The organism is Candidatus Sodalis sp. SoCistrobi, from assembly GCF_900143145.1.
Taxonomy (GTDB): domain Bacteria; phylum Pseudomonadota; class Gammaproteobacteria; order Enterobacterales; family Enterobacteriaceae; genus SoCistrobi.
Map to the genome: position 1 here is coordinate 1 of NZ_FRDB01000213.1, position 4,797 is coordinate 4,797.

The 4,797-nt window shown below is 47.7% G+C and carries 14 protein-coding genes; 3 read left to right on the forward strand and 11 right to left on the reverse strand.

The features are described from left to right. On the forward strand, nt 1–229 hold a 229-nt coding region (locus CINSTRO3249_RS12770), incomplete at its 5' end, for an integrase core domain-containing protein (RefSeq protein WP_143146879.1). 37 nt (nt 230–266) lie between these two features. On the opposite strand, the gene CINSTRO3249_RS12775 is transcribed toward CINSTRO3249_RS12770, so the two are convergent. The 6 genes from CINSTRO3249_RS12775 to CINSTRO3249_RS17280 all read right to left on the reverse strand — a co-directional run bounded on the left by CINSTRO3249_RS12775 (nt 267) and on the right by CINSTRO3249_RS17280 (nt 1,945). Next, a complete protein-coding gene (locus CINSTRO3249_RS12775; protein WP_074013553.1) occupies nt 267–740 on the reverse strand; it encodes a 3'-5' exonuclease in 474 nt (157 codons plus the stop codon). Next, nucleotides 737–997, reverse strand: coding sequence for a hypothetical protein (locus CINSTRO3249_RS12780; protein ID WP_074013554.1), 261 nt, complete (start codon nt 995–997; stop codon nt 737–739). Before CINSTRO3249_RS12780 ends, CINSTRO3249_RS12775 begins: the two co-directional genes overlap by 4 nt. 81 nt (nt 998–1,078) lie before the next feature. Next, a complete protein-coding gene (locus tag CINSTRO3249_RS12785) occupies nt 1,079–1,276 on the reverse strand; it encodes a hypothetical protein (protein WP_125933189.1) in 198 nt (65 codons plus the stop codon). 45 nt (nt 1,277–1,321) lie between these two features. After that, nucleotides 1,322–1,594 carry a hypothetical protein gene (locus tag CINSTRO3249_RS16760; RefSeq protein ID WP_125933190.1) on the reverse strand — a complete coding sequence of 91 codons (273 nt, stop codon included), beginning with the start codon at nt 1,592–1,594 and terminating at the stop codon, nt 1,322–1,324. A 12-nt stretch (nt 1,595–1,606) separates the two neighbouring features. Further along, nucleotides 1,607–1,798 carry a hypothetical protein gene (locus CINSTRO3249_RS12790; protein WP_074013556.1) on the reverse strand — a complete coding sequence of 64 codons (192 nt, stop codon included), beginning with the start codon at nt 1,796–1,798 and terminating at the stop codon, nt 1,607–1,609. 3 nt (nt 1,799–1,801) lie between these two features. Next, the gene (locus CINSTRO3249_RS17280; RefSeq protein ID WP_174249788.1) at nt 1,802–1,945 is read right to left on the reverse strand and encodes a hypothetical protein; all 144 of its coding nucleotides are present in this window, start codon (nt 1,943–1,945) and stop codon (nt 1,802–1,804) included. A 136-nt stretch (nt 1,946–2,081) separates the two neighbouring features. On the opposite strand from CINSTRO3249_RS17280, the gene CINSTRO3249_RS12795 reads away from it, so the two are divergent. After that, the gene (locus tag CINSTRO3249_RS12795) at nt 2,082–2,549 is read left to right on the forward strand and encodes an ECs1072 family phage-associated protein (RefSeq protein WP_074013557.1); all 468 of its coding nucleotides are present in this window, start codon (nt 2,082–2,084) and stop codon (nt 2,547–2,549) included. Nucleotides 2,550–2,798: 249 nt separating this feature from the next. Here CINSTRO3249_RS12795 and CINSTRO3249_RS12800 read toward each other — a convergent pair whose 3' ends face one another. From CINSTRO3249_RS12800 to CINSTRO3249_RS12815, 4 genes are all read right to left on the reverse strand, one after another. Beyond that, nucleotides 2,799–2,993: a hypothetical protein gene (locus CINSTRO3249_RS12800; RefSeq protein WP_074013558.1), complete on the reverse strand. Its 195-nt coding sequence runs from the start codon at nt 2,991–2,993 to the stop codon at nt 2,799–2,801. Between the two features lie 78 nt (nt 2,994–3,071). Then, on the reverse strand, nt 3,072–3,296 hold the full coding sequence (locus CINSTRO3249_RS12805; RefSeq protein WP_254304365.1) for a hypothetical protein: 225 nt from the start codon (nt 3,294–3,296) through the stop codon (nt 3,072–3,074). A 53-nt stretch (nt 3,297–3,349) separates the two neighbouring features. Continuing rightward, a complete protein-coding gene (locus tag CINSTRO3249_RS12810; RefSeq protein WP_254304366.1) occupies nt 3,350–3,667 on the reverse strand; it encodes a hypothetical protein in 318 nt (105 codons plus the stop codon). Next, complete coding sequence (locus tag CINSTRO3249_RS12815; RefSeq protein WP_074013559.1) at nt 3,664–3,945, reverse strand: Cox family DNA-binding protein; 282 nt, start codon at nt 3,943–3,945, stop codon at nt 3,664–3,666. Before CINSTRO3249_RS12815 ends, CINSTRO3249_RS12810 begins: the two co-directional genes overlap by 4 nt. Before the next feature lie 63 nt (nt 3,946–4,008). On the opposite strand from CINSTRO3249_RS12815, the gene CINSTRO3249_RS12820 reads away from it, so the two are divergent. After that, nucleotides 4,009–4,365 (forward strand): helix-turn-helix domain-containing protein, encoded by a 357-nt coding sequence (locus tag CINSTRO3249_RS12820; protein WP_371441385.1) that lies wholly within the window; start codon nt 4,009–4,011, stop codon nt 4,363–4,365. A 185-nt stretch (nt 4,366–4,550) separates the two neighbouring features. Here CINSTRO3249_RS12820 and CINSTRO3249_RS12825 read toward each other — a convergent pair. Next, nucleotides 4,551–4,797 (reverse strand): integrase core domain-containing protein (locus CINSTRO3249_RS12825; protein ID WP_143146887.1); only part of this gene is annotated, 247 nt, incomplete at its 5' end.

Here is a 4,797-nt window from a genome sequence, read left to right on the forward strand (position 1 = left end):
CGGCGACTCCTACGATAATGCGATGGCAGAGAGTATCAACGGGTTGTACAAAACGGAGGTTATCCACCGCGGGAGCTGGAAAAACCGGACGGAAGTGGAGTTGGCCACGCTGGACTGGGTGGACTGGTACAACAACAGAAGGCTGCTCGGGCGGCTGGGTTACATCCCTCCTACTGAAGCCGAAATGAACTATTACGCTTTGCAATTAGCATCAGAGGAAGCGGCGTAGTATTGCCAAAATTACTCTCTAATAAACTCGGGGTTATTCACTGGCGTGCGGGCGAGCAATAGCCTGTTGCCTGTGCCAGACATTGCAGGGTGCGCATATCCCGCACACGCCAGTAATGCCAGGGGGTGGGCAGGCCATGGCGCTCAAAGGCGGCGCTTAAAATCACCACGTCAAAGCTGCCACCCTTGCACCAGATGTTCAGGTGTTTGCGGCCGGCGGGTATCTGGCTGGCGTTGATGTAATTCAGCAACGCATTCAGGGCATCACTCGCAGAAAGGCGAGGGTCAATAATCAATTCGGCGCGCGCGGCGGCATCCTGACGTAACCACCACAACGCCGTATCGACTTCCGCACGGGCACCGGCGGCCTCATCACTGCGCGGGTCAACACGGGCATAAAACGCTTTGCCCAGCTGGCCGGTCGAGGGTTCAAAAAAGACGGCACCTATCGCCGCCAATGGCGCGCTGGCGCGAACGCCGAGTGTTTCAATGTCAATCATCAGGTGGTTCATCGTGGTGACTCCTTGGTCATGTCAAGCGTTGACAAACGCAGCGCTATCCAGTCATTCAGCGCGTCCAGTATTTTGTCTGCGGGTACTGCGCGGGCGCGTTGCGATTCCAGAAAGGCACTGAGCATGCCAAGCAGGTGTTCGCGTTCGCTTTTTCTGGCCGCCAAACCGACGGTCATGAAATCCGGATCGGTTAAACCGGGCGTCAGGCGAATGCGAGTTGGCGCGCCGCCCTGATAGGAATGGGTGATTTCAGTCATGGTGAATTCTCCTTTATTCAGGCCGTGCGAAGCCCTGGCGCCATGCGCCGTTTTTATTTCACTTTAATGGCGGGTAATAAATTACTGTGGCACTAAGCGTTCAGTGTGATTATCCATTAACCACTTTATGCGCCCCCTCAAATCCCGCTCAATTCCGGCAATAAATTCCTGTGCGTAAGGCTTTTGTGGGTCAACATAAAAATAGGCATCATAACCCTGCGGCCGAATAGAAAAACCGTTTTGCATGGCGGGCAATACATGATAGATAACTTGGGTCATATCGTCTGTATTCATAATAAAAATCCTTGATGGTGACAGGTATTTTTAACAGCCGCCTGAGCAGGACGGTATAACATAGCGCTGTACCCCCTCCGGCAATAGCGGCTCGGGGACATTGCCTAATCTCAGGGAGTTAAGTGCGGGCTTTAATGCCTCTACACTTCTCTTATCCCCGATGAAAAAGGCGAGCTGATGAAGTTCACGTATCTCATGTGCCAGAATACGAAAACAGGTCAGTCTGTTTTCCGGTTCATTCGCACAATCAGCATAATAATGTCGTAACGCTTCGTTCATATAGTCGGCATAAAAATGATTCATGACAGATTCCTTTTATCCGCGATAAACTTTCTTGAAATGCCTTGCCGCATGTTTTCGGCGGGCTTTGGCGCGTATCTGCTCATCTTTACGCTGTCTGCTTTCCCTGATATCGATAATGACCGCATAGAGGGAGAGCGGGAGCGCAATAAGTAGCAAGAGGGCCGGTACTAAATAATCCATCCACCATAAATCTTGTAATATCATGATTTATTCCTCACGTGTTTCTGGCGCAGAACCAAGGCCACTGGTTTTAAGCGTTCCCACATAACGACCATTTTTGAAATATTTACGGCGGAATTCAGTCGCATGGATTCTGCCAGCCTCGTTGTTTCGACTGGTTTTTTCGCTCATTTTCGTTAACCCTCATCGTTGATGAAATATGGCCGGGTTTTAGCCATGCCCGGCGCATGGTTCTGTGGTACTCTCATCATGCCCGCCATGTTCTGAGCGGAACACGGGCATGACTATCACCACTAAGGATAAGTAAATGGAAATGACCGTCACGCATTACTACAAGTTATTCTATAAAACATACAATAATATATTAAATGCTCTCAATATAAGCATGGAAAACATTAATCATCATTCTGATTTATTACCTTATCTTACTGAAAGAACGCTCATCATTTTTAAGCTTGATACCATTCTCTTCACTTACAAGCAAAAAAACGATCCTCATCGCCTTATACTTAACGGTAGAAATGCACTTGTTTCATACCTGTTTAGCAATAAAAATATTTCTATAAATAGTGCCAAGGATATTAACTTGTCAGACGCATTAATCATCCTCCAGGAAGATATCAAAGCGTTAAATGCTCCCGATGGGTTTAAAAAAGAGCTTGCAAATGAATTTAGTTTTGTAGATTACAACCCTAAAGGGTTTATTTTCTGTTATCCCGGTTTTCAGGACTCGGAATGGGATCCTGAAATGTGGGATAAATTCCTATTAAAATGATCTCCTTCATTTTAGTTAGCTTGGCTTGATGCTCTTGTACATCTTCACAAAGCCTCTCGACGTCAAAAGCCAAGAGGCTTTCACCCTTCAAAGCCGTAAGAATCTCTCGCATCCAGAAAATAAGCTCGCCCCTATTAAGATTACCCGGATAAACGAAAGGCTTTCTCGAATCTTCCAAAAATATTTTCGTACTGTTATCAGAAATCATAAATACCCCTTTAAATGCTGGTTTGTAAAATGTTGAAGAAGTCATTCGTCATAACTCAATGCTTCTAGCAAGGCATTAGCATTAAAGTCGTCATCACATTCTTCAATACATCCGCCATTTTTTAAAATAATGCCAACTTTGCCGCCATAATTGATAAAACAGCCAACGACTTCCTTTATATTGATAAATGCCTCACCCCGTTCACCCCAAAGGCAGAGGTAGGTGTTATTACCCATACGTCTTGTGCTTATGTTCATTTTTTTCTACACCCTAATTCCTTGAGGATATGGTTACCCAGCATTGGATTTTTATCTTTATGCGAGTATCGTCTTTTCGACGGAGCCGAAGCGCTGCATCTGGTAAAGTTGGTCGATGTAGCGGATCGCCTGCGCCTTGCCATCGAACAAACCGAACGACTGATCACCGCAGAACACTTCATAACGAGCGACGCGATGCGCGGCGGTTTTGGGGCGGTAGTGAATGACAAACCCCTTATAGCAGTACGTGTAGCGATTTTTTCTGATTAACGTTTGCATCATGCTCTGGTGTCCGTCCGTTTCCTATGCCGTTCCGCTGAGTCTTCTGACGCTGCTCATGCGGCAACATGCCATGCTTGCGGCTCCGGCAGATGTCCCGTGTAAAACTGTCTGATAATGCGGTCTATCTGCGCGGCGCTGTCGATATCTCCGGCGGCCCAGGCATCGTCTAATGCATCCTCCAGACCAATACTCAGCCAGTAGGCGTAATCGTTGTCTAGCTGCTGCTGCTGCTGCAACTCAGGCGGCGTGGCTGTCGCTGCGCGGAGGTTTGCCCGCTTGGTGTGGTATTCCTGCACGAGTTCATTTATCAATGTGGCGTAGGCCGGTTGCATTGGCTTTCCCCTATAAACATTGGCGAGTTTGGCGTTCAAAGCCCAATCCACAGAAGCCAAGCATTCCGCTGTTCAATAGGGCGGCTGAAATATGCCTCGCGTACTCCGCGGTTAAATTCAGGAATGTAAATCCAATTTTCAGCGCGAGAGCCAAAGCTTTCCGGGTTCTTCCATGGAACGATCGGCAATTTGCCGTCTTCAATCATGCTCTTAACCGTAGCTGGTTTCTTACCAATCATTTCGGCAAATTTCGGGTAAGGCACGGCATCCACGGGATGGCGTATCTCAATGAACCCCTCTAATTCTTTCTCAGTCATGTGTCATAATCCCCCATAGCGCCATGCGCTTATTTCTGCCTATAACTGCCAATATAAGCAGTTATGATTAAGGATACTAACGCAACCCTAGGAGTTGTTATGGTTACAATTGCACCCTTTTCAAGTGGCATGGGAGAAAAATTTCGTGAGATACGAGATAGCGAGGGACTAACAAGACAAGAATTCTTTGAATTAACAGGCATTCCGATAGTCACCCAGAAGTTCTACGAAACAGGGAGGAGAGAAAGCATAGGGAGTGACATTTTGCTCAAAATCACTCTCCATAAGAGATTCGAGAAATATACGATGTGGTTAATGACAGGGAAGACCGCACCACAGGTGGGGCAAATTGCTCCACCTCTCTCCCCTGTTGGGCAAGAAAAAATAAAATCTCGCCATTCCGGCCAGAAGGCTGGCTAAGGCTCTGTTTTTTCTACGCGCTAGACCAAGGTGATTCAAGGCGCGCACAATGACAATCTCGCTGGAGGGCTTCGATATGTCGATTAAGAAGCTCGAAGGTGGTCAGTATGAAGTAGACGTATGGCCTCACGGGCGTAACGGAAAATGAATAACCCCGAGTTTATTAGAGAGTAATTTTGGCAATACTACGCCGCTTCCTCTGATGCTAATTGCAAAGCGTAATAGTTCATTTCGGCTTCAGTAGGAGGGATGTAACCCAGCCGCCCGAGCAGCCTTCTGTTGTTGTACCAGTCCACCCAGTCCACCCAGTCCACCCAGTCCAGCGTGGCCAACTCCACTTCCGTCCGGTTTTTCCAGCTCCCGCGGTGGATAACCTCCGTTTTGTACAACCCGTTGATACTCTCTGCCATCGCATTATCGTAGGAGTCGCCG

Coding starts and splice junctions, on each gene's coding strand:
- CINSTRO3249_RS12775 (WP_074013553.1), bottom strand. CDS start 740: ATGAACCACCTGATGATTGACATTGAAACACTCGGCGTTCGCGCCAGC.
- CINSTRO3249_RS12780 (WP_074013554.1), bottom strand. CDS start 997: ATGACTGAAATCACCCATTCCTATCAGGGCGGCGCGCCAACTCGCATT.
- CINSTRO3249_RS12785 (WP_125933189.1), bottom strand. CDS start 1,276: ATGACCCAAGTTATCTATCATGTATTGCCCGCCATGCAAAACGGTTTT.
- CINSTRO3249_RS16760 (WP_125933190.1), bottom strand. CDS start 1,594: ATGAATCATTTTTATGCCGACTATATGAACGAAGCGTTACGACATTAT.
- CINSTRO3249_RS12790 (WP_074013556.1), bottom strand. CDS start 1,798: ATGATATTACAAGATTTATGGTGGATGGATTATTTAGTACCGGCCCTC.
- CINSTRO3249_RS17280 (WP_174249788.1), bottom strand. CDS start 1,945: ATGAGCGAAAAAACCAGTCGAAACAACGAGGCTGGCAGAATCCATGCG.
- CINSTRO3249_RS12795 (WP_074013557.1), top strand. CDS start 2,082: ATGGAAATGACCGTCACGCATTACTACAAGTTATTCTATAAAACATAC.
- CINSTRO3249_RS12800 (WP_074013558.1), bottom strand. CDS start 2,993: ATGGGTAATAACACCTACCTCTGCCTTTGGGGTGAACGGGGTGAGGCA.
- CINSTRO3249_RS12805 (WP_254304365.1), bottom strand. CDS start 3,296: ATGATGCAAACGTTAATCAGAAAAAATCGCTACACGTACTGCTATAAG.
- CINSTRO3249_RS12815 (WP_074013559.1), bottom strand. CDS start 3,945: ATGACTGAGAAAGAATTAGAGGGGTTCATTGAGATACGCCATCCCGTG.
- CINSTRO3249_RS12820 (WP_371441385.1), top strand. CDS start 4,009: ATGATTAAGGATACTAACGCAACCCTAGGAGTTGTTATGGTTACAATT.